Source organism: Shimia litoralis (assembly GCF_005518135.1).
Lineage (GTDB): Bacteria > Pseudomonadota > Alphaproteobacteria > Rhodobacterales > Rhodobacteraceae > Shimia_E > Shimia_E litoralis.
In genome coordinates, this window is the sequence record NZ_SULI01000006.1 from 15,332 (window position 1) to 37,793 (window position 22,462).

Here is a 22,462-nt window from a genome sequence, read left to right on the forward strand (position 1 = left end):
CAACCAAAGATTACACCGAACCTTTGGTTGGAATGCGATTGTGGCGTCAGAACAATGCGTTCAACGCATGAAAATCGCTGTCGAACTGAAAGTTTAACAGGCGTGGATGATTGTCATCTGTATGGATCAAAAGATAGACATACAAATACTGTGTCTCGGTCCAATAGGCGATCAATTCTTGGCGAAATCCGTTCTGAATCACCTCTGAGCGGATCAAGGCAACATTTTCAAAATCGTCTGGGTACAGCGCCTGAATTTGCACATCCAGCGACGCAAGCTCGGCGTCGTCCGGCACGCCCAACCCCTGAAACATGCGGATCGCATCCCCCATCTGTCGCGCCATAATCCGTGTATCCATTTCAGCACGCGCCGCATTATACGTGGCACGCGGTGACGCTTGCTGAGCATAAGAGGCCATAGGAAGCGCCAGAATGACGATTAAGGCAGAGAAAAAGTGGCGCATCGGATATCCTTTTGACGGGTATTTTGGGTATCTTGCAGCAGTTTTACGTGCCACGCCAGAGGCACCGTACAAAACGGGCATGAAAGTCTTAAGGGGATAAACGCATCACAGCGCCCGAATCTTCAGAGATAAACCAAATGCGCCCGTCTGCGGCTTCCCTGATATCACGCACGCGTCCGGTTTGTGCGGATTTAAGGCGTTCTTTTTCAACCAATTTTGCCCCGGAAAGTCTTGATATATAGTCAAATTTCAAACTTCCAACAAACATGTGACCAGCCCAATTCGGCCAAAGTTTCCCCGAATAGATCATTAGGCCCGAGGGCGCGATTGAGGGATCCCAATAATATTCGGGCGCACGCATCCCCGGTTTGGCGGTGCCCTCTCCGATTTTGGCCCCTGAATAATGACGCCCAAACGCCACAACCGGCCAACCGTAATTGGCGCCTTTCTGGATGCGGTTCACCTCATCGCCCCCCTTGGCCCCATGTTCCGTTGCCCACAGTGTCCCCGCGCGATCCAACGCGGCCCCCTGCGGGTTGCGGTGCCCATACGACCAAATTTCTGGGGCGGCAGTATTATGAGAGACAAAAGGGTTGTCATCAGGCACAGAGCCGTCTTTGTGGATGCGTAAAATGCTGCCGTTGTGACGTGCCAAATCTTGGGCCGAAGGCCGATCACCCCGCTCGCCAATGGTCACAAAAAGGGTACCGTCAGGTGCTTCGACAATGCGGCTGCCAAAATGGCGGCCACCGGATGATCCTTGGGACATTTCAAAAATTTTGGTGACATTCGACAACACAGAGCTCCCCTGCGCGAGCCGAGCGCGCCCGACTGCGGTGCCCGCACCAGAGGGTTGTTTTTTGACATATGTAAAAAAGATGGTGCGATTCTTGGCGAAATCGCGTGGCACCATAATATCCAACAGCCCCCCCTGATTCTGGACGTGAATCGACGGCAGTCCGCGAATTCGGGTTTTGCGGCCCGCCGGATCAACGCGCCATAAACGGCCTTTGCGTTCGGTGACGAGAAAGCTGCCGTCAGGTAAAAACCCCAAAGCCCAAGGGGTATCAAACCCATCCGCCATGGTATCAACAGTCAACGCCCCTTGCGAAGACGGCAGAGTTTGCGCCTCAAGTCCGACACTTGATAGCAAAAAAACGGCACACAGCCCCAATACACGTCGCATCCAATCTCCCAACATCTCGTATCAAGATCGCAAGCCTAACACGCGCACCTCACGTCTCGTAAACGGGAACATGCCATTTCGCCGCATGCACCCCTTTCCTTTTTTGAATTGGCCGCTTAGGCTACTTCGCAATGTATAAAACACTATGGGAGTGAACCAATGAAGAAACTGCTTATGGCATCTGCCGCCACTGCATTGATCGCGGGCGCAGCAGCGGCTGACGACGTAAAAATCGGTGTGATCTTGGGCTTTACCGGTCCGATTGAATCGCTGACACCTGCGATGGCAGGCGGCGCCGAGCTGGCAATGAAAGAAGTTTCTGATAGCGGTAAATTTATGGGCGGCTCCACTGTGACCCCCGTTCGTGCAGACAGCACATGTGTTGATGCGGCGGCTGCAACCGCTGCGGCTGAACGCCTGATTACATCAGATGGCGTCAAAGGGATCATGGGCGCGGATTGTTCCGGTGTGACTGGCGCTGTCTTGTCCAACGTTGCGGTGCCAAACGGTGTTGTGATGATTTCTCCATCTGCGACATCTCCGGGTCTGTCGACAGTCGAAGACCAAGGCATGTTCTTCCGCACATCGCCGTCGGATGCACGTCAAGGCCAAGTGATGGCCGAAGTCCTGATCGAACAAGGCTATAAATCCGCTGCTTTGACCTATGCAAACAACGACTATGGCAAAGGTCTGTCGGACAGCATCGCTTCTGCTTTCAAAGCGCTTGGTGGCGAGATCACTGTCACGACATCGCATGAGCTTGGTAAAGCTGACTATTCCGCAGAAGTCGGCACATTGGCATCTGGTGGCGGCGACATCCTGATCGTGGCTGGCTATGTTGACCAAGGTGGTCCTGACATCATCCGCACATCCATCGATACGGGTGCATTTGATGTATTCGCCCTGCCCGATGGTATGATTGGCGCAGCTTTGGAAGACAACTTTGGTGACGAAATCGAAGGGTCCATCGGTACGGTTCCCGGTAGCGAAGCTGCAGATTCATCCATGGTTGTCAAAATGGTTGCCGAAACCGGCGCAGATGCAACCGGACCGTATATTGGCGAAAGCTATGACGCAGCGGCTTTGATCATGCTGGCAATGCAAGCTGCTGGGTCTACCGACTCGGCAGATTACGCGGCCAAGATCATGGATGTTGCAAACGCACCTGGCGAAATGATCAAACCTGGTGAATTGGGCAAAGCATTGGAAATTCTCGCTGCTGGCGGCGAAATCGACTATGTTGGTGCAACAGCTGTTGAACTGATCGGTGGCGGCGAAGCTGCTGGTGGATATCGCGAGATTGTCATCAACGGTGGCAAAATCACGACAGCCAAGTACCGCTGATCCGTCTGAAGTTTTAGTATTGAGCAGCCCGGGTCATTTCCGGGCTGTTTCAACATCCAGAAAGGCGCAGACAAGCGTCACGGGGGATACACTATGATCGTCGTAGAGGACGTTCACAAGCACTTTGGCGGCTTTCACGCTGTTGATGGCGCGAACCTGTCTATTGAAACCGGATCAATTACCGGCCTTATTGGCCCTAATGGTGCGGGAAAAACCACTCTTTTCAATGTGATCGCTGGCGTTCTTAAACCGACGTCGGGACGTGTCACGATGGACGGAGAAGACATCACCGGCCTTCCGCCACACGCGCTATTTCACAAAGGCTTGCTGCGGACATTTCAGATTGCGCATGAATTCGGGTCGATGACCTGTCGCGAGAACCTGATGATGGTTCCGGGTGGACAATCAGGCGAAACGTTATGGAACACCTGGTTTGGCCGCAAGCGTATCGCGGACGAAGAGCGCGCGCTTCGGGCCAAGGCTGACGAGGTGCTCGAGTTTTTGACCATCAGCCATATTGCGGACCTGAAAGCAGGCGAAATCTCTGGTGGCCAGAAAAAGCTCTTGGAGCTTGGGCGTACCATGATGGTGGATGCCAAGATTGTGTTTCTTGACGAAGTGGGTGCAGGCGTAAACCGTACCCTGCTTTATACAATTGCCGATGCGATCAAACGCCTGAACGAAGAACGCGGCTATACGTTCGTGGTCATTGAGCATGACATGGAGTTCATTGATCGCCTTTGTAATCCGGTCATTTGCATGGCCGAGGGCAAGGTCCTTGCCGAGGGCACTCTGGCCGAGATCAAGGCCAACGAGCAGGTCATCGAGGCTTATCTTGGAACAGGTCTTAAAAACAAAGACATGATGGACGCATAAAGCTTTGCTCAGCCCCCAAAGAGCGGATTTCGGAGGGGACCCATGGGAACACCACTGGCACAGCCACGTGATATTCCATGCAAATCTTACCCCAAAGGGGCAATCGGCGGACAACTCCGGTCCACATCACAGACCGGATGGATACGAAGGACAGACTTGATATGAGTTTTCTGATCGGAAAAGACATGACGGGAGGATACGGCAAAGGGCCCGATATCCTGCACGCGTGTTCTCTGGAAGTAGACAAGGGCGAAATCGCCGTCATCGTGGGGCCCAATGGCGCCGGAAAATCAACCGCCATGAAGGCCGTTTTTGGCATGCTGAATGTACATTCCGGCAGTGTCACTCTGGATGGCGAGGACATCACAACCCTTAGCCCACAGGCGCGTGTGATCAAAGGGATGGGATTTGTGCCGCAAACGCACAACATCTTTACCTCTATGACGGTTGAAGAGAACCTTGAAATGGGGGCCTTTATCCGTACTGACGATATTCAGGACACAATGGACCAAGTGTATTCGTTGTTCCCGATTTTGAAAGACAAGCGCCACCAGCACGCCGGAGAACTGTCTGGCGGTCAACGTCAACAGGTGGCCGTCGGACGCGCCCTGATGACCAAACCCAAACTGTTGATGCTGGACGAACCCACAGCGGGCGTGTCGCCCATCGTGATGGATGAATTGTTTGACCGGATCATCGAGGTCAGCAGGACAGGTATCCCGATCTTGATGGTGGAACAGAATGCGCGCCAAGCTCTTGAAATCGCGGACAAAGGATATGTTCTGGTTCAAGGAAAAAATGCGTATTCCGGCACTGGCAAAGAGCTCTTGGCAGACCCCGAAGTTCGTAAATCATTCCTTGGTGGCTAAGACATGCGCTGGATCACATATCTTGCTGGATGCCTGCTTCCGATGGCAGCACAGGCCATTGTGGTCACCCCGTATCACGGGATGAGCCTGCAATGCCAATCGACCGAGATATGCCAGACCAACGGCGACTGTACGGCACACACCCAGACCAAAGCGCGTTTGGATCTTGAGGCTGCAACCTATGCATCGTCTTTTGCGCCCTTCGCTCCAAGTCGGGAAAAATGGGCGCGTCGGATGACTGTGTCTTGGACATCTCAAGATGGTGCGCCCCTCGAAACAACCTATCGTGACGTCCCAAATGCGGTTGGCGCGCGGGATGTCTGGAAATTTGCCACATCCCAAGAGCGGCAATCCGGCTGGTTTGGCCCCGAGCTTCCTGCCGAGAACATATCGCAGGATCAATGGGTCCTGCCCCCGTTTCAGATTTGGCACACACGCACACGACCAACCGACACTCCAAAACTGTTCAAGGCGAAAGATCGCGACATCATCGTGTTCACCTGTACCGAGGTGACCCAATGACAGAGACGCGAGACACTGGCTTTGGCATGGATGTCAAAGGACACAACACATGACACACACTTTCCACATCAACACGAGAGAGATGACCTGATGGACTTTCTGAATGGCCTTGTGGCCCTCTCAAACTTTGTGCTGATCCCCGCAATGGCCTACGGAAGCCAACTGGCGCTCGGCGCTTTGGGAGTCACACTGATTTACGGGATCTTGCGGTTCTCGAACTTTGCCCATGGCGACACGATGGCCTTTGGCGCCATGGTCACCGTCCTTGTGACATGGCTGTTCCAAAGCATGGGCATTTCGCTTGGGCCGTTGCCCACGGCCTTGCTGGCGCTGCCATTTGGCATTCTGGGCACCATGGCGTTGGTGCTCCTCACTGACAGGATGGTCTATAAATTCTATCGCGACCAAAAGGCCAAACCCGTGATCCTTGTGATCGTGTCGATGGGCGTGATGTTCATCATGAACGGGTTGGTCCGCTTTATCATCGGGCCAAACGATCAAAAATTTGCCGATGGGGAACGCTTTATTATCTCTGTACGTGAATTCAAGGCGATGACTGGCCTGCGCGAAGGCCTGGCAATCAAGACCACACAGGGTTTGACCGTGGTCACTGCGGTGATTGTGGTGGCGCTGTTGTTTTGGTTTTTGAACCGCACGCGGACCGGAAAATCAATGCGCGCGTATTCCGACAACGAAGATCTGGCGCTGCTGTCAGGCATCAATCCTGAACGTGTGGTGATGTACACATGGTTGATCGTGGCTGCATTGGCGACGGTTGCAGGGGTTCTATACGGCTTGGACAAGACCTTTAAGCCGTTCACCTACTTCCAGCTGTTGCTGCCGATTTTTGCCTCGGCGATTGTGGGCGGATTGGGCAACCCGTTGGGCGCCATTGCCGGTGGGTTTGTCATTGCCTTTTCCGAGGTCACCATCACCTATGCGTGGAAAAAAGTGCTGGTGTACTGGATGCCCGAAAGTCTGGAGCCCAGCGGATTGGTGCAACTGATGTCCACGGACTATAAATTCGCGGTCAGCTTCGTGATCCTGATCATCGTCCTTTTGTTCAAGCCCACCGGCCTATTTCAGGGGAAATCGGTATGAGCGATACAATGAAAAATACTCTGCTGTTCGCCTTGGTGGCGTTGTTGATCATCGGCACTGGGATCGTGCAGTCTTGGAATACCGCGCTCTTCATTCTGAATATGGGCCTGATTTCCTCGATCATGGCGCTTGGGGTGAACCTGCAATGGGGCTTTGCCGGCCTGTTTAACGTGGGTGTCATGGGCTTTGTGGCCCTTGGCGGATTGGCTGTTGTGCTGACATCAACCGACCCTGTCAGCGAAGCCTGGGCCGCAGGTGGCCCACGCGTTCTGGTGGCGTTGCTGACGGGTGCTGCGGTGATTGTGGCCGCAATCGTTCTGCAAAAACGGCTCAAGGGCCGGACGCGCACTCTGGCCACAGTTGCTGTGTTGATCGGGGGCTTTGTCGTCTATCGCTTTTTGTTTGACCCTGCGGTGGATGCCATCGAAGCTGTCAATCCAGCGGTCACGGGCCACCTTGGGGGTTTGGGTCTGCCTGTGTTGATCGCTTGGCCCGTGGGTGGCCTGCTTGCGGCCGGTGCGGCGTGGATGATTGGCAAAACCGCTCTGGGATTGCGGTCTGACTATCTGGCGATTGCCACATTGGGCATCGCGGAAATCATTATTGCCGTCATGAAAAACGAAGACTGGATGTCTCGGGGTGTGAAAAACATCAACGGCCTGCCCCGTCCCGTGCCGTATGAAATTGACCTTCAGCAGAGCGAAAGCTTTGTGCAAGGCGCACAGTCCATTGGCTTGGACCCTGTTATGGCGTCCACGCTTTACGTCAAACTTGGCTATTCATTGCTGTTCTCGGCGGTTCTGATCCTGATCTTTGTGGCGGCTCAATTGGCACTGCACAGCCCTTGGGGTCGGATGATGCGCGCCATTCGTGACAACGAGGTTGCTTCGGAAGCGATGGGGAAAAACGTCACCAAGCGCCATCTGCAAATCTTTGTCCTCGGGTCTGCGGTCTGTGGCATTGCTGGCGCAATGATGACCACCATGGACGGTCAGTTGACGCCCAGCACATATAACCCGCTGCGCTATACCTTCCTGATTTGGGTAATGGTGATTGTCGGTGGGTCAGGCAACAATCTGGGTGCCGTGCTTGGCGGTTTTCTGATTTGGTTCCTATGGGTTCAGGTAGAGCCGATGGGCTTGGCGCTGATGCATATGGTGACCTACGGCATGGCCGAAGACAGCGGCCTGCGTGCGCATCTGATTGATAGTGCGGCGCACATGCGGTTGCTGACCATGGGCTTGATCCTGCTTTTGGTCCTGCGCTTTAGCCCCAAAGGGTTGATCCCCGAAAAATAGGGATTTCCCCAATCATTATGCAATAAGGCCGCTCGATCGAGCGGCCTTATTCATGTCTGGCGACATCGTTCAAAACTGCGCTCTTAGCGGCCCTTGAACAACCCACCCAAAATGCCACGCACGATGCGCCGTCCAGTAGTGCCGGACAATTCCTTCATGACCATCTTGCCCATTGCAGTGCCAAAACTATCGCCCTTAGAGCGACGCGTCGTGCGAGAGGTTGACCGTGTGACACGTGTCCCCGAATACCGCCGCCCCGCAGAATATTCGCGCTCGGCGGGCGACATGTCTTCTTCGCGCTCTTCCAGCTTTTCGGCCTGTTGCGCCGCATCTTCAGACCGTTTTTTCAGAATTTCATACGCCGAACGACGATCCGTGATCGCTTCGTATTTTCCGGCCACAGGCGACGCTGCCAGCACCGCCTTGCGGGTCGGGCCGTCAATCGGTCCCAGCTTGGACGACGGCGGGCGGATCAATGTGCGTTCGACCACGCCCGGCACACCTTTTTTCATCAGCATCGAGGTCACTGCCTCGCCCACGCCCACCTCGCGAATGGCTTGTTCGGTGCTAAAGCGCGGATTGTCGCGATAGGTTTCTGCCGCCAGCCGCAACATTTTTCGATCTTTGGCAGTAAACGCCCGCAACGCATGCTGAACGCGGTTGCCCAACTGCCCCAAAATGTCCTCGGGGATGTCTGCCGGATTTTGCGAGATGAAATAGATGCCCACGCCTTTTGAACGGATCAAACGCGCCACTTGTTCCACCTTATCCACCAGCGCCTTGGGCGCGTCATCAAACAACAGATGCGCCTCGTCGAAAAAGAACACCAGCTTGGGTTTGTCAGGATCCCCCACTTCGGGAAGATCTTCGAACAATTCTGACAACAACCACAACAAGAACGTCGCATAGAGCCGCGGCGACCCCATGAGCTTGTCCGCCGCCAGAATATTGATGCGCCCACGCCCTGCGTCGTCTGTTTGGATCAAATCCGAGAGTTCAAGCGCAGGTTCCCCGAACAGTTTTGTCCCGCCCTGATTTTCCAGAACCAAAAGACGGCGTTGAATGGCGCCGATTGAGCTGATCGAGATATTGCCATAGCGCAGCCCCAAATCGGCGCGGTTCTCGCCAACCCATACCAAAAGGGCCTGCAAGTCCTTGAGATCAAGAAGCGGCAACCCTTGCTCATCGGCAAGCCGGAACGCAATGTTTAAAATACCCTCTTGGGCCTCGCTCAGCTCCATCAGACGCGAAAGCAACAATGGCCCCATATCAGCCACTGTCGTGCGCACGGGGTGCCCCTGCTCGCCGAACAAGTCCCAGAATGTCACTGGAAATGATTCGTATGCGTAGTCCTGAAACCCGATCTTTTGCGCGCGTTCGGTAAATGGGGCATGCAATTTGAAATCTGGACTGCCTGCTTGCGCCAGTCCGGACAAGTCTCCTTTGACGTCGGACAGGAACACAGGCACCCCAGCCTTGGAAAATCCTTCGGCGAGAATTTGAAGGGTCACGGTTTTGCCGGTTCCTGTCGCACCTGCCACAAGCCCGTGTCGGTTCGCATATTTTAGCGATAACCCTTGTTTGGTCGCATATTCCTCTCCGCCACCCCCGAGAAAGATAGAATTTTCCACAAAAACGTCCCCTAAACCTAAATTTTACTTAGATCGAAAATACAATGTTAACCGCGCTTCGCCAGTATTGATTTATCCAACCCTGTTTCCTCCTGGGTTTGGGTGGTTTCCTCCCTGATGGACTGGGCCGCATCTTTGGATGCGGCCACTTTTTTGAAATAACAACGTGAAAAACTTAAGTTTTTCTAGTTGACGGGTAGAGAATTTATTCGTAGCGTTCCGGCAATGAATAAGTCGGCCAGTCCGACGGGGAGTGAAAAGAAAAGGGACCTTCGGGTCCCTTTTCAATTTTCGCGGCACCAATTCTCTGAAATTTTCATACTTTGAATGCCTCGTTGTCTCTATCCAATTGTAAATAGCGGAAAATTGCCATGCGGACAGCAAAAGCGCTGACTCTGCCCTGACAAACCGTTTGGGGCATGGTAGATCATGCTCGACTAGAGACTTCTTGAACGGATATTTCGTATGCCCAAGACCAAACTAATTCTGGCACTCTCAGCTCTTTTGGCCACCGCAGCACCGCTGACCGCTCAGGTTGGATCGCTTTCGGACGGAACATTGGGTCAAACACCCCCGCAAAACGCGGCGCCTGCCCCAGCGGATGACGTGACCGTAGAGCAAATTGGTGCGTGGCAGTTGCAATGTGCAAAAGACGGCCCCGAGCCGCGCCCATGCCGGATGTATCAATTGTTGGCAGACGCGCAAGGCAATGCCGTCGCCGAAGTGACGATGTATCGTCTGCCCGAAGGCGGGCAAGCCGCAGCAGGTGCGACGTTTATCGCCCCACTTGAATCGCTTCTGACTGTGCCTTTGACCATCACCATCGGTGAACAGGTCGCCAACCGTGTGCCATATGCCTATTGCAACTCGATTGGATGTCTTGCGCGCATGGGTCTGTCAGCCATCGAAGCGGAATACTACAAAAGCGCAGATCAAGCGCTGGTGTCGATCATTCCTGCCCGGGCACCAGATCAAGTTGTCACCGTGATCATGTCCTTGGACGGCTTCAAAGAAGCGTATGAAAAGGCCACACCGGTTCCGCAATAACGCGCGAACGAGTATCATACAAAACGCCGCTCTGATCAGGGCGGCGTTTTTCGTTAAACCATAGACTGTTGAGTTGTCCCGCGCGTTACACTTTTCGCAGCGCCAGAACGGCGTTCAACCCACCAAACGCAAAGGCGTTTGACAACACGACATCGACATCCGCCTCGCGCGCCTCGTTGGGCACCACATCCAATGCGCATTCCGGATCGGCCTCTTGGTAGCCGATTGTCGGGGCAATCACCCCTTCGCGCAGCGCCATAATACAGGCCAACAGCTCTACAGCCCCCGTGCCGCCAATCAAATGGCCATGCATCGATTTGGTCGACGATATCATCAGCGTATCGGCATGCTGGCCAAAGACATCCGCCACCGCTGCACATTCGGTCTTATCATTGGCGGCGGTGCCTGTTCCATGCGCATTGATATAGCCGACCTCTTCGGGGTTGATACGCCCGTCGGCCAATGCGCCAGAGATGGCGCGGGCCGCCCCCTGTTTGCTGGGCATCACAATATCAGAGGCATCAGAGCTCATCGCGAAACCCGCGACTTCTGCCAGAATATCCGCGCCACGCGCTGTGGCATGCTCGTATTCTTCGAACACAAACACCCCTGCGCCCTCGCCCTGTACCATCCCATTACGATTTGCGCTAAACGGACGGCAGGCGTCCTTGGACATCACACGCAATCCTTCCCATGCCTTGACGCCGCCAAAGCACAGCATGGATTCAGACCCGCCCGTGACCATCACCGGACTCATGCCCGAGCGCACCATCTGAAACGCTTGGCTCATCGCATGGTTGGACGATGCACAGGCCGTCGCAACTGTGAAGCTTGGACCCTTAAGGTTAAACTCCATGCTGACATGGCTTGCCGCGGCGTTGTTCATAAGCTTGGGCACCACAAATGGATGCACGCGGTTTTTACCTTCGCCATAGACGCTTCGATAGTTTTCATCCAGCGTCTGCATCCCGCCGCCCGAAGTGCCCAAAACAACCCCCGACTTCGCAGCCAGATCGCCCGAAAACTCAAGGCCCGATTGTTTGACAGCCTCGCGTGCGGCGATCAGCGCGAACTGGGTAAACCGGTCATACAAGGCCAATTGCTGGCGGTTGAAACAGGTGTCAGCCTTATAGCCGCGCACCTGCCCGCCAATTTTGATCGCCAACCGGTCCACATCGCGCATCTCAAGTTCACCAATGCCGCAACGACCTTCGCGCATGGCCTCATAGGTTTCAGGCACCGTGTGCCCAAGTGCGTTGATTGTGCCGGCTCCGGTAATCACCACCCGCTTCATCTGACCTGATCCTTATGTGTCATCCTAGGCGCCACACGCCTAAGACTGCTGCGCTTTGAGTGTCTCGATCCCAGCAATAATGCTGGCGACTGACGAGATATCAAATTCACTTTGCGTTGGCTCGTTTGCATTAAACGGTACAGAAATATCAAAGGCTTCCTCAATGGAAAAAATGCTCTCGACCAAGCCGAGGCTGTCAATCCCAAGGCTTTCAAGCGTGCTGTCCATGGTCACATCCGAGGGGTCCAATACCGCCTGTTCGGCAATAATTTCAATCACCTTGTCTTTGACGTTCATTTGATCGGTCCTTTCGCCAAGTGTGGCTCACTAGTCTTTGGTGTCTCTCTTTGAGACAGAATTCTGAAGTGCTGCAAAATCTTTGAACAGACGTGGCAACCTCCGAAGTCCCTTATACATCTCTAAATGTGACTCCATTTTGACAGCCGGATATCCCAAGACCACGCGGCCTGCGGGCACCTTGGACATCATCTTGCTGCCACCGCCGGCAATGACGTTGTCACCGATGGTCGTGTTGTCTGACACACCGCACTGACCGCCCATCACCACATTGCGCCCGATTTTTGTGGATCCGGCAATGCCACATTGCCCGGCAAGCAGGGTATCATCACCGATTTCAACATTATGGGCGATGTGCACCATATTATCGAGCTTGACGCCGTTGCCGATGATGGTGTCGCGAATGGTACCGCAATCGATACAGGTATTTGACCCAACCTCGACGTCGTTGCCGATCGTCACGGACCCCAGACTGTGGATGCGTGCCCAAGACTGCGCGGTAACTTCACCTTGATCGCCCAAGGTCTCTCGCGCGGCTTCAACACCGGATTTTTCAGGGGTCACAAAAGAAAACCCGTCTCCGGCAATCCGCGCACCAGGTTGTGCAATGAACCGATCGCCAATCGTAGCACGCGCCCCGATAGAGACCATTTCCCGCAGGAATGTCTGTGTACCCAGTGTGACGTCAGCCCCGACATAACAATGCGGCCCAATCATGCTTTGATCGCCAATGACCGCCCGTGGACCGATTACGGCCAGCGGGCCAATCGACACATCATTCCCAATCTGCGCACTTGGATCGACGACAGCAGACGGATGAATCCCAATTGGAAAATGTTGGCCTGGGTCGACCATTGCGGTCAATCCTGACATGCCGAAACGTCCGCGCGTGGAGATGATGGCGCCTTCTAAACCCAGCGCCTGCCAGTCAGCACCAGGCCACACCAGAGCAACGCGGGCTTTCCCCAATGCCAACCCATCGGCAAATTTTGGATTGGTCAGCAGCGCCAGATCATCTGGGCCAGCCAACGCGGGTTCAGCAACGCGATTGATCTTAAGTGACGTATTTCCAAATGCTTCGGCATCAAGAGCCTCTGCGATTTGCTGGATTGTATAGCCCATGAAACCTCCGCGATATGCAGTGGTTTTTTAGCCCTGAACCGAGCGCAACGCCACCCCTTCATTCGCCATTGCTTTCCAGATCTTGGCGTCACGTCCATAAACGTCACGTCGGAATTGCACCGGTCCTTTGGCGTTTGTGAACGCGGTGCGGTAAATAATATGCACCGGAATTTCGGTATCCAGATCAACTTGGGTCTCGCGACCTGTCTTAAGCTTGGATTGGAAGAACTGTTTAGGGTTGTCTTGCTGGACTGCCAGCAAGGCATAGGCAAAATCAAAGGGTTGGTGCAAACGAATACATCCGTGGCTATAGGCACGGCTTTCGCGCGCAAACAGGCTCTTGGCGGGGGTGTCGTGCAGATAGATGTTGTGTTTGTTGGGGAACATGAACTTGACCAGACCAAGCGCATTACGATTTCCCGGGGGCTGTTTGATGTCAAACGGGAAGGTCCGCGCAGAATATTGCGTGAAATCCACATTCCCTCGGTTCACGACCTGACCGCGCGAGTCGATCAAACGCAAATAGCCGACCGCATTTGGGTTCCGTTTGAGCATCGGCAGATATTCTTTGGTCGCAATCGAGCGTGGCACATTCCAAGTTGGGTTGATGACCATGTGCTCCAGAGTGTCAGAAAACTCTGGGCTGCGGCGATCCGATTGGTTCTTGCCAACAACCGAGCGCGTTTTGAACGTCACGATGTCATGATCCACAATACGCGCGTGAAAGTCAGCCAGATTGACCAGTACATGCCGTGCACCTTTGCCCTCGGGCAAGTTGAGCCAGCGCTCGCGCTCCATCGCAACGATCACGGACTTCAGGCGATCTTCGGCGGATTTGTTAATTTCTGTGATTGTGCCCTGCCCGGCAACGCCGTCGGCTTCCAGACCATGATCAAGCTGAAATGCCTGAACGGCCTTTTGGATATCCGTATCAAAAGATCTAGACGCGCTGCGCCCCAGATACCCCATCGTATGCAAACGATTACGCAGACCCACAACGGCCTTGCCGCTGTCGCCCGGTTCCAGCTTTTTGGCGGAAACGCGAGGCCCCCATCCGCCATCCGCAATCAGGCGCTCAAGCCGCAGCTTTTCTTTCATCAAGCGTGTGTATTCAGGGGAACTTGGAGGCAAATCCCGAACATATTGCGCAGGTTTGCTTAACTCAAACGCGGCCAAGGTCTGTTGACGGTCGCGCACAGGCGCACTGCGGACAATTCCGCTGTCCAATGATGAAGGCTTGAACATGCCACTTTGGACATCTTTGGCATATTGAAGGAATGTCTTGCTCAGTTCGACCTCAAGCAATCCAACATCACGCGGTGTCTTTGCCGCGCTCAACTGGGTCATAAGATCATCCAGATCATAGCGCGCAGCGGGCAATCCATGGTCATCCGCATCCGCCAATGCATCCAGCAAGGCCTGACGACGCTTGAGATCAATGTCATCCATGCCCGTCCAAATCGGTTGATATCCGTTTTGGCGATAATATGCCGCAAGATCCGAATCACGGGCGGCCGCCTCTGCGACAGCCTGTTTAAATGCCGTCACCTGAGACGTCGCAGTGGTCGGAAGTGACACGACCAGCGACATCACAGCAAAACAGCTTGCTCCAAGATAGTGAGACAATTTTCTGGGCCGAGACAACATATAGACATTCCTTGCGCAATAATACGGATGCGTGGCATTTTTTCTCTGGCAAAAAACGGCCTATGTCCATTCACTTTTATGAGAAAGTCGCGCGAGTTGTACAGATGATGCAAACGGATCATGATTTTTGGGTGTTTCGGCCACAGACATAATCAATTCAGCAGAAATTCGCCTAAAACCCTTGAAACAAACATTTGTATCTAAATCCAAGCTTGGTTGGCGATTCTAAATATGCAATAAGGTCTGCACATCTGGGGATGGTAACAAAATATCGCGTAACATCGCGATGGCAGAGTAGCGACGGGACAGGCGCTTTTACGATGACAGACCATAGCTCTGTGAGCATGACACGCCGCAATTTATTGCGCGCATTCGCTGCAACCACTTTGGTCGCAGCCCCCACATTTTCCAATGCCGCGGGTTTCCTTCGGGGCGCTGGCGATATTCGACGCATCCGCATGTATTCGGGTCGTACCGGTGAACGTCTTGATACGATTTACTGGATCGAGGGCGATTATATCAAAGATGCCGTCAAGGAAGTTCACAAATTCATGCGTGACTGGCGCACGGACGGGGTCAAACAAATTGACCTGCGCACCATCGACATTATGGCCGCGTCGCATAACATGATGGATATCAGCGAGCCTTATATGTTGCTGTCGGGATATCGCAGCCCGCAAACCAACGCCATGCTGCGCTCGCGCTCTCGCGGGGTTGCCAAGAATTCATTGCATATGAAGGGTCAAGCCGCTGACCTTCGGTTGTCGTCACGGTCGGTCAATCAAATGGCCAAAGCAGCCACTGCCTGTCGTGCCGGCGGTGTTGGGCGGTACTCGGGGTCCAACTTTGTGCACATGGATTGCGGTCCGGTTCGGACTTGGGGGCGCTAACCTCTCGGGTCCATCACATAGAAAATTCAAAAGCTGGCCCAGATTTGCGCCAGCTTTTTTTGTGCCCGCTTATCAGGCTTGCCCGCGGACCAATCAAGGTTTTCCAAACACCATCGCAGCGGCCCAGTACCCGGGCAACGAATGACGCCCGCCATCAGCGATCATCGTACGTTGTGCGGTACGCAGCGCGGTCGCATTGGTCTCTCCGTCCATCTTGGATTGATAAAACGCCTCGGCCAGTTTGCGTGTGGCGGCATCATCGACTTGCCACAAGGTGGCCACGACCGATGGGGCGCCTGCATGTGCAAATGCGTGAGCAATTGTACGGTATTCCAATCCATCCGTGCCAAGGCCGCTTTCGCAAGCCGAGAGAAACACCAGTTCGCTTTCTTCGAGCGGCAATGTCATGATCTGAGGAATTGACATGCGCCGCCCTTCGGCCAGCAAAAGATAGCTGTCCTTGGGAGACTGATGATCCAACTTGCCATGCATTGCCAGATGCACAAATCTGGCATCTCCCGCATAGGTCAACAATTCATCATAGCTTGCCTCTTCGCCGATCCGAAGTTCCACAAAATCCGGCTCAAGAATTTGCGCCACATTTTCGGCCTCGGTGCGTGCGGCAGGCAACGTGCCATCAGGATCACCAAACACCACATGCGACATGGCAAGAGATGGTGAGTCATCCAACATCATCTCGACCGCATACAGGCTGGGTGCGGTCACCATATCAAAATGCTGAACCGCAAATTCGGGCGTATCTCCCTGGACGCTGCGGATAAGGGCTGCAAACGGGACATAGCTCAAACCACCAGACGGAGACACAACCAGCGTCGCCCCTTCTGGAACCGCGTGTTCGATGGGCCGCAACAGTTTATCATAGAGCCACACCAACGCGTCATTGGTCTTGATTGCAGCGGCGGATTCCTTTTCGCCGCCAGACAAGTCAAACAACGGAACGCCTCCTCGCTGACCAGACGCCGCTGCATCGCCCTCGCCCCGGTTGATACCTCTTGCTTGGGCCGCCATGGCCGCAGCCGCGATTCTGGAAAAGCTCTGGATATCCTCATACGGCACAGTGACGGACCGCAGGGTCGCGCCCCGAGATGTCACCAAATTGATATGCAGTGCATTTTTTGTCGGCAGATACTGTGCAATCACAAGATCTTCTGGCAATTTTCGTGCCAAAGCCCGCAAATCCAACGGATTCAGCTGGAGCATGTTGAACAGGGTTGGTTGATCTTTTTCCAGCTTGGCCAACAGGGCAATATCGCGTTGACGGGCACGCAGAACTTGTTTGTCCAGCTTGCCAGCGATTGGGTTTTTTTCTGCGGTTGCCAGTTCAAAGGCCTGTTCTTTCTTGGCAAGCTCGCGCCGATTTTTACGAAACGCCGTGGCCATTTTCCCCGCCTTGGTATCTTGCGGCAGGGCCTCGAGCAGAATGTCGTTTACTTCACCCATGCGCTGTTGCTCCAACGCACTAAACGCGTATTCGCCACGCTGCTCGGAAATGAGAAAGCTTTCCGCCCCTTCTCCGTCCGGGTCATAGACAGTCAGCCCCCAATCGGTCCCCACATACACGCGCCCGCGGGAATCTGTGGCCACAGCATGCACCGCCCGCGATCCATAGTTGGCATATTCCTGTCCCGGCAACATCCAGTTCAGACGGTCCGTATTAAACCACACCCCGTTTTGCATCGCGACAACGCCACCCGCCGAACCAAACAGCCACAGGTCTTCGCCCAGTTTGGCACCCTGAGTGCCCATATACAGCGCGGGCTGTATCTTTTTGAGAGCCTCGTAAGAGCTATTGCCCGAACGGTCCAAGGCGACCAGCGTCTCGCCCTTGTGCACCGAAAACCCAGCGGTGGTTCCGGCAACGGCTGTTTTGTCGTCCAGCTTGGTATAGCTGGACATGAACCAGCGGCCGGTGACCTCGTCTTCGAATTTCACAAAGTCCGTGCCGTCAAACTCGAACAATCCACCTTTCATGCCGCGTTGCTTATAGCTGCGGTGCCCTTCGGACGAGGCCACAAGCAGGATACGCCCGTCAATGCTTTCGAAAATGCCGGCAAGCATATCGGAATTGGGCGCAAATCGCGGATCGATAAACTGGCTGTATTCTTTAAGCTCCTGATCCTCTTGCCAATGAAAAACCGATGCACCGGCGGTGGCCCAAATGCTGCCGTCCGAGGCCACAAGAATATCGTGAATATTTGAAGGGTTGAAATCCTCGGGCACCGTTTGCTCGGCATAGAACAATTCCTGCGCTTCGGTTGAGCCGCGCGCATAGCGCAGCACGTATCGGCCGTCGTTGGCGATTAACGCACCATCAGGCGCTATCTTGAGCACGGTCGCATCCGCACTCGCAAAATACTCGGCTCTTGGCGTGTCTTCAGTATGATCCAGCACACTGATCTGACCGCCGTCTGCCATATAGGTCACGCCCAGCTCCATATCCGTGGCCAAGGCATACACCCGATCCGACGATGGATAGCTGACTTGGCCCCGCACCACTGCGTTCACGCCATTGGCGGTGCGCATGAACACCCGTTTTCCATGTTCGAACATATCCAAAATGGGGATGGCACGGTCGCTGTTTGGAACGCGCATGTGTTCAAAAGTGCCCTGTGCCAGAATACTGGCACCCTGATCTGTCAACACCGCCAACCCGCTGTCGTATTCGTCGACAGAGATCATCGCCAACCCATAAGGTTCGGCAGTTGCGGCAATGGTTTCTTGGCCAAATACCGGTGTTGGCATGTCGGTTCCCGACAAGACACCCTCCATCGATGCAGAGGTCAGCGTCTTGCCCTGCAAGATATACAAGACCCCCTCTTGATCCAGAATGGCATCTGTCACGCGGTAATCCGTCAGTTTGACCAGTTCTGCGTCAGCGACCCACCCCAAATGGTTACGCCCGATGACAAGCCAGCCATCGGTGGTTGCGCGCACACCTGTGACAGGTTTTTCATCAATCGTATCAATCGCCAACGTGTCCAGTTGCACACGCGCAAGGCCGCTGCTGCCGCCAGCCATCAACTGCCCGTCTTGGGTGGCCAAAGCGTCAACAGCACCTTGGAACAACCCATTGCGCCCGGATTTAAGTCGCGTGGCCTTGCCGACATAGTCGCCGTCAAGCATCACCAGACCACTGCGTCCCCCGATCCACAAACGCCCCTGAGCATCCTCAGCCAGCGACGTAAAATTCGAAGACCCGTCAAGCGCGCCATAATCCATGTCGGTGACAAAGCCGCCTGTGCTTGGGTTGAACCCGAACCATTCCCAGAACCCGCGCCGAAGCACAGAGATCCCGTAATTTGAGGCGACAACCACATCCCCATTCTCGCGCACAAGAATGTCTCGGGTTTTGATCCGGTCACTTAGAGCCACGGGGAAAATGATACTGGTGTCATGTGCGCGCCAAAATCCTGGGTTTGACAGATGTGATCCACGTAACCACCCCGCCTGAGACATGGGCCGCAAGGTGCTGTTTTCCAGTTCACGATTGAGCGCGACACGCGCGGCGTTGACTTCTGGCGTGTCGGTTTCAACCGACAGGGCCCATTTGCGCATTTCTCCCCACTCTTCCCACAAATACAAGGGCATGCCGCTCGAACGGGTCTTGGTCAGCAACGCATGATACAACCGTACGGCTGTCACACCGTGCGCCTCCATTTTGGCCAATTGCACAAGCTCTTGTGCGGTCGGCTCTTGGGCTTCTACAGGCTCTTCTTCATAGTATTCCGGTGTTGCTGCCTGATAATAGACCTCGCGGAGCAAGTCTGTGGATTCATCCGCGTAGCCCGGGAAATCTGCGATCTTATCCAGAAGGGTTGCAGCAAGATCGATCTGCAAACCAAGATAATCGGCCCAGTCCATGTCTTCGTTATCTTCATAGAGCTTGTTGCGCAGGCCATCGACCTGCTCGTCTTGCAGGTCACTCTCTGAGAATTGGTCACCGCCTTTGCCAGACGCACTTCTGACAACACGCAAGAGATCCTGAAATCCTCGCGTGATATCCAAGGCAAACTGGGACGCGTTATAGTCTGGGTCGAGTGGAATAGCATTGGTTTCGGAAATTTCACCATGTTCATCGTAGCTGATGTCCATATGGCCTTTGCCGACGATCTCGAGACGGGTGACGTTTCCATTTTCGTTATAATCGAACAGCATTTCTTGGCCGTCTGGCATTTCCATCCGGATGACATACCGATTCAAACCATCATTGGTCGGAGCGCTATACTCAAGGACATACCCCATACGGCTGCCCATACGAATTCCAGTCATATAGCCATCACTGGTGTAATCGATGTGCTGTACTGCGGCCCCGACTCTCAAAAAGGTTTGACGACCAAGAACAGGGTCATATCGGCGTTCTTCCTCGATGCCGTCGGGTCGCAACAAAACCACGCGCATGTTTTCCAAATCAAGCGACTTGATGGTATTTTGTTCACCACGCGCATTTTTGCGGGCACGTTCCCACCAGTTGACATATCGAAGCGAACTCGAGATTTTTTCACCTTTGGTGTACAGAAATTCATAGTGCCGTTGATGTGCGCCCAGATAGGAATAGGCATAGTTCATCTCTGTGTTTACATCCGCATCCGGATTCCATCGTTTGGCGCGTTCAAGCAATGACAGCGCGACAACCGCAGACCCGCCCCATTTGTTCTGGCGATGTGCTGCGTCTTCCAACCGTTCGGAATCGCGCGGGCTTCGGCTGACAAAAATGTCCAAGTATGGAAATCCAAGCGCCCCATTTCCGAAAAATTGCGTAATCTTACCATCAAAGAGATGCGCAATCCGGTTCATATTGTCCGGGGCATACCGAACCATTTGCAACGCCGCTGCGGATCGTTCTTTGGAAGGCCCAACACGTCCAATGGTATAAAATCGGTTTGACCAGTAATCATCTTCACTCATGCCAAGCGCGCGGGCTTTGTCCAAGTCCTCCAGCGCAATGGTAATCAGATCTGGTTCATAGACTTGTCGTTTCAGATGCGCCGAATCCAATATTGCAGAACGCGTGTCATACAATTTGATCATCTGGCCCGCCTCTAAATCGACCAGTTGTGCCGCATCAATGGCGTCATTCATGATCTCATATGCCGACGCCCAGTTGGAATAATCATCCTGTGCCACCTCATAGGCCTTTTTGACCACAGGAAAGACCAAACCCGGCGCCATTTTGGCCGCACGATCCCATGTCGCAACTGGATCACCGTTGACCTTACCCAGCTCCCGCCAGACATATTCAGAATACGGGTACTTTGTGGCAAACCCGTCAAACAACGTTACCAGTTCTTCTGACTGGCCAAGATCCTGACCAATCTCGCGCAGCAACTTGGCGCGCCACGACATCGGGGCTTGTCTGTTGGCAAGATCAACGAGCAGATCATAGGCGGCTTGCTTGTCGCCCTTTTTGTTCAGAGACCACGCGAAATTCCCGACCATCCAATGGGTTTCGGGGAAATGTTGCAAGGCATAATCCAACGCCTCTGCGACATCTTGAGGACGGTCCAAATTATTGAGTGCCCTGCGCCACGTGTTCACAAATGACGGCGTCATTGTGCCACCAGCCGCCATATATTCTTGCAACGCCGGCACGAGCTCGAGGCTCATCTCAGCGTCATACAAGGCATCAAAATACTGGCTTGCGACTTCCAAATCCGTCGGATGGACCGCCATCAAAGGCTCGACCACATCCAGAACCTCCAGAGGAAACCCTTCGCTCTCTAAAACACGCGCCAATTCGATCTGAATTTGAATATTGTCCGGGCTGATCTCGCGACCCTTGAGTGCCGTTTCGCGCGCACGCCCCAATTCACCAGCGATACGCAAGGCTTTGGTCAGCGCCACAGTCGTGCGCCAAGGGCGGTTTTGAACGGGCTCGGCAACAGAAATCCACGCATTCAGCGTTTGAAATGCCCCGGAAAAATCACGCAGCCGGGCTTTGGCACGTGCAACACGTTCCGGAGCATCACGCAAAGGATATGCGGCATGTTCTGCTTGGAACAGCTTCAGGGCCTCGGCGTGTTTATCCTGAGATTCAAATTGATACGCATATCTGCGAAGTGCATGGGGATCATTTGGAACATGATCGAGCCAAGCGCGCGAGATGGCACGGCTCTCGGAATAGGTATAGACATTATTCTTCAGCATCCACGTCGTCAAAGCCCGTCCCGCACTTTCCGGAAGGGCTGACACTTTGGCCAGCAAATCCGCGCGGCCATCTTCTGCATAAGACCCCGTCAGCCATGCCACCCCAAAATCATTTGGATAGGCTTGCAAAAGCCGCAAAGACAGATCCCGGCACAGCTGGTTTTGGGCGACACCGCACACGCCATAGGCAATTTCATAATCTGCCCAATACGAGACCGCGGGGCGTGCCAATGACCCCTGCCCCATTTGCGCCAACAGACCATTCTGCCCAAGCCGCTCATACGCAAACGCCCGCGCCGCATACTCTAGCGTATCCGCAAGGTCGCTAGGATATTCGGGAAACACACCATCCCCCAAAGCGCCAAGCCCCCACTGAGCGGTACTCCAGACATGTTCTGCATAGGGATGCGGTGAATTCGATCGCAAGTCTGCCTCGGTCTCGCGGATCAAGCTCGCATACTCTCCGGCTTGGACCATGGTATTCCATCGGGCAATACGCGGATCATCCAAGGGGGTAGACGCAGTGGCAAATGCGGCTTTCAAAGACGCCGTTGAAGGCGGCGCATAAACACCGTCAACGGCGGGTGCGCCATCGGAATATGCCATAGACGCGGTAGACAAACACAAGCCAATAACCAAACCAAATTTCGCCAGAGTCATCGTCTCATCTCCTCAAATTGCGTCTTGGGTCGAAACCCGATCGTCAGATT

16 protein-coding genes are annotated in these 22,462 nt (G+C 54.2%); 8 read left to right on the forward strand and 8 right to left on the reverse strand.

All coding sequences use genetic code 11. The features are described 5' to 3' along the window. Nucleotides 1-46: 46 nt before the first annotated feature. Both FAP39_RS06930 and FAP39_RS06935 read right to left on the reverse strand, forming a co-directional pair. A complete protein-coding gene (locus FAP39_RS06930; RefSeq protein WP_138015675.1) occupies nt 47-544 on the reverse strand; it encodes a hypothetical protein in 498 nt (165 codons plus the stop codon). A gap of 7 nt (nt 545-551) precedes the next feature. Then, nucleotides 552-1,649: a PQQ-dependent sugar dehydrogenase gene (locus FAP39_RS06935; protein ID WP_138015676.1), complete on the reverse strand. Its 1,098-nt coding sequence runs from the start codon at nt 1,647-1,649 to the stop codon at nt 552-554. A 159-nt stretch (nt 1,650-1,808) separates the two neighbouring features. Here FAP39_RS06935 and FAP39_RS06940 point away from each other — a divergent pair, with 159 nt between their 5' ends. The 6 genes from FAP39_RS06940 to FAP39_RS06965 all read left to right on the forward strand — a co-directional run bounded on the left by FAP39_RS06940 (nt 1,809) and on the right by FAP39_RS06965 (nt 7,659). Next, nucleotides 1,809-2,993 (forward strand): ABC transporter substrate-binding protein, encoded by a 1,185-nt coding sequence (locus FAP39_RS06940; protein ID WP_138015677.1) that lies wholly within the window; start codon nt 1,809-1,811, stop codon nt 2,991-2,993. A gap of 93 nt (nt 2,994-3,086) precedes the next feature. Continuing rightward, nucleotides 3,087-3,869: an ABC transporter ATP-binding protein gene (locus FAP39_RS06945; RefSeq protein ID WP_138015678.1), complete on the forward strand. Its 783-nt coding sequence runs from the start codon at nt 3,087-3,089 to the stop codon at nt 3,867-3,869. Between the two features lie 161 nt (nt 3,870-4,030). After that, nucleotides 4,031-4,738: an ABC transporter ATP-binding protein gene (locus tag FAP39_RS06950; protein WP_246058985.1), complete on the forward strand. Its 708-nt coding sequence runs from the start codon at nt 4,031-4,033 to the stop codon at nt 4,736-4,738. 3 nt (nt 4,739-4,741) lie between these two features. Further along, complete coding sequence (locus FAP39_RS06955; protein WP_138015679.1) at nt 4,742-5,260, forward strand: hypothetical protein; 519 nt, start codon at nt 4,742-4,744, stop codon at nt 5,258-5,260. 90 nt (nt 5,261-5,350) lie between these two features. Next, complete coding sequence (locus FAP39_RS06960) at nt 5,351-6,361, forward strand: branched-chain amino acid ABC transporter permease (protein WP_138015680.1); 1,011 nt, start codon at nt 5,351-5,353, stop codon at nt 6,359-6,361. Beyond that, entirely contained in the window at nt 6,358-7,659 is a 1,302-nt protein-coding gene (locus tag FAP39_RS06965) for a branched-chain amino acid ABC transporter permease (RefSeq protein WP_171006799.1), read from the forward strand. Before FAP39_RS06960 ends, FAP39_RS06965 begins: the two co-directional genes overlap by 4 nt. Nucleotides 7,660-7,742: 83 nt before the next feature. On the opposite strand, the gene FAP39_RS06970 is transcribed toward FAP39_RS06965, so the two are convergent. Then, nucleotides 7,743-9,290, reverse strand: a complete 1,548-nt coding sequence (locus FAP39_RS06970; RefSeq protein ID WP_138015681.1) for a helicase HerA-like domain-containing protein — start codon at nt 9,288-9,290, stop codon at nt 7,743-7,745. Nucleotides 9,291-9,755: 465 nt separating this feature from the next. Here FAP39_RS06970 and FAP39_RS06975 point away from each other — a divergent pair, with 465 nt between their 5' ends. Next, the gene (locus tag FAP39_RS06975; protein WP_138015682.1) at nt 9,756-10,337 is read left to right on the forward strand and encodes an invasion associated locus B family protein; all 582 of its coding nucleotides are present in this window, start codon (nt 9,756-9,758) and stop codon (nt 10,335-10,337) included. 85 nt (nt 10,338-10,422) lie between these two features. On the opposite strand, the gene FAP39_RS06980 is transcribed toward FAP39_RS06975, so the two are convergent. Genes FAP39_RS06980 through FAP39_RS06995 form a run of 4 tightly spaced genes read right to left on the reverse strand, consistent with a single transcriptional unit; the run spans nt 10,423 to nt 14,697 of the window. After that, nucleotides 10,423-11,631 carry a beta-ketoacyl-[acyl-carrier-protein] synthase family protein gene (locus FAP39_RS06980; protein ID WP_138015683.1) on the reverse strand — a complete coding sequence of 403 codons (1,209 nt, stop codon included), beginning with the start codon at nt 11,629-11,631 and terminating at the stop codon, nt 10,423-10,425. Nucleotides 11,632-11,670: 39 nt separating this feature from the next. Beyond that, on the reverse strand, nt 11,671-11,928 hold the full coding sequence (locus FAP39_RS06985; protein WP_138015684.1) for an acyl carrier protein: 258 nt from the start codon (nt 11,926-11,928) through the stop codon (nt 11,671-11,673). Nucleotides 11,929-11,958: 30 nt separating this feature from the next. Next, complete coding sequence (gene lpxD, locus FAP39_RS06990) at nt 11,959-13,050, reverse strand: UDP-3-O-(3-hydroxymyristoyl)glucosamine N-acyltransferase (RefSeq protein WP_138015685.1); 1,092 nt, start codon at nt 13,048-13,050, stop codon at nt 11,959-11,961. A 27-nt stretch (nt 13,051-13,077) separates the two neighbouring features. Beyond that, the gene (locus FAP39_RS06995; protein ID WP_138015686.1) at nt 13,078-14,697 is read right to left on the reverse strand and encodes a L,D-transpeptidase family protein; all 1,620 of its coding nucleotides are present in this window, start codon (nt 14,695-14,697) and stop codon (nt 13,078-13,080) included. Nucleotides 14,698-15,017: 320 nt separating this feature from the next. Between FAP39_RS06995 and mepK the strand changes: the two genes are divergently transcribed. Continuing rightward, nucleotides 15,018-15,587 (forward strand): peptidoglycan L,D-endopeptidase MepK, encoded by a 570-nt coding sequence (gene mepK / locus FAP39_RS07000; protein WP_138015687.1) that lies wholly within the window; start codon nt 15,018-15,020, stop codon nt 15,585-15,587. A gap of 93 nt (nt 15,588-15,680) precedes the next feature. Here mepK and FAP39_RS07005 read toward each other — a convergent pair whose 3' ends face one another. Beyond that, nucleotides 15,681-22,412 (reverse strand): CHAT domain-containing protein, encoded by a 6,732-nt coding sequence (locus tag FAP39_RS07005; RefSeq protein WP_138015688.1) that lies wholly within the window; start codon nt 22,410-22,412, stop codon nt 15,681-15,683. Nucleotides 22,413-22,462 lie beyond the last annotated feature (50 nt).

Excerpts from the sequence above, each read along its gene's own strand:
- FAP39_RS06960 (WP_138015680.1), top strand. The coding sequence starts at position 5,351 with ATGGACTTTCTGAATGGCCTTGTGGCCCTCTCAAACTTTGTGCTGATC.
- FAP39_RS06940 (WP_138015677.1), top strand. The coding sequence starts at position 1,809 with ATGAAGAAACTGCTTATGGCATCTGCCGCCACTGCATTGATCGCGGGC.
- FAP39_RS06945 (WP_138015678.1), top strand. The coding sequence starts at position 3,087 with ATGATCGTCGTAGAGGACGTTCACAAGCACTTTGGCGGCTTTCACGCT.
- lpxD (WP_138015685.1), bottom strand. The coding sequence starts at position 13,050 with ATGGGCTATACAATCCAGCAAATCGCAGAGGCTCTTGATGCCGAAGCA.
- FAP39_RS06985 (WP_138015684.1), bottom strand. The coding sequence starts at position 11,928 with ATGAACGTCAAAGACAAGGTGATTGAAATTATTGCCGAACAGGCGGTA.
- FAP39_RS06935 (WP_138015676.1), bottom strand. The coding sequence starts at position 1,649 with ATGCGACGTGTATTGGGGCTGTGTGCCGTTTTTTTGCTATCAAGTGTC.
- mepK (WP_138015687.1), top strand. The coding sequence starts at position 15,018 with ATGACAGACCATAGCTCTGTGAGCATGACACGCCGCAATTTATTGCGC.
- FAP39_RS06930 (WP_138015675.1), bottom strand. The coding sequence starts at position 544 with ATGCCCGTTTTGTACGGTGCCTCTGGCGTGGCACGTAAAACTGCTGCA.
- FAP39_RS06980 (WP_138015683.1), bottom strand. The coding sequence starts at position 11,631 with ATGAAGCGGGTGGTGATTACCGGAGCCGGCACAATCAACGCACTTGGG.
- FAP39_RS06955 (WP_138015679.1), top strand. The coding sequence starts at position 4,742 with ATGCGCTGGATCACATATCTTGCTGGATGCCTGCTTCCGATGGCAGCA.
- FAP39_RS06950 (WP_246058985.1), top strand. The coding sequence starts at position 4,031 with ATGAGTTTTCTGATCGGAAAAGACATGACGGGAGGATACGGCAAAGGG.
- FAP39_RS06975 (WP_138015682.1), top strand. The coding sequence starts at position 9,756 with ATGCCCAAGACCAAACTAATTCTGGCACTCTCAGCTCTTTTGGCCACC.
- FAP39_RS06965 (WP_171006799.1), top strand. The coding sequence starts at position 6,358 with ATGAGCGATACAATGAAAAATACTCTGCTGTTCGCCTTGGTGGCGTTG.
- FAP39_RS07005 (WP_138015688.1), bottom strand. The coding sequence starts at position 22,412 with ATGACTCTGGCGAAATTTGGTTTGGTTATTGGCTTGTGTTTGTCTACC.
- FAP39_RS06995 (WP_138015686.1), bottom strand. The coding sequence starts at position 14,697 with ATGTTGTCTCGGCCCAGAAAATTGTCTCACTATCTTGGAGCAAGCTGT.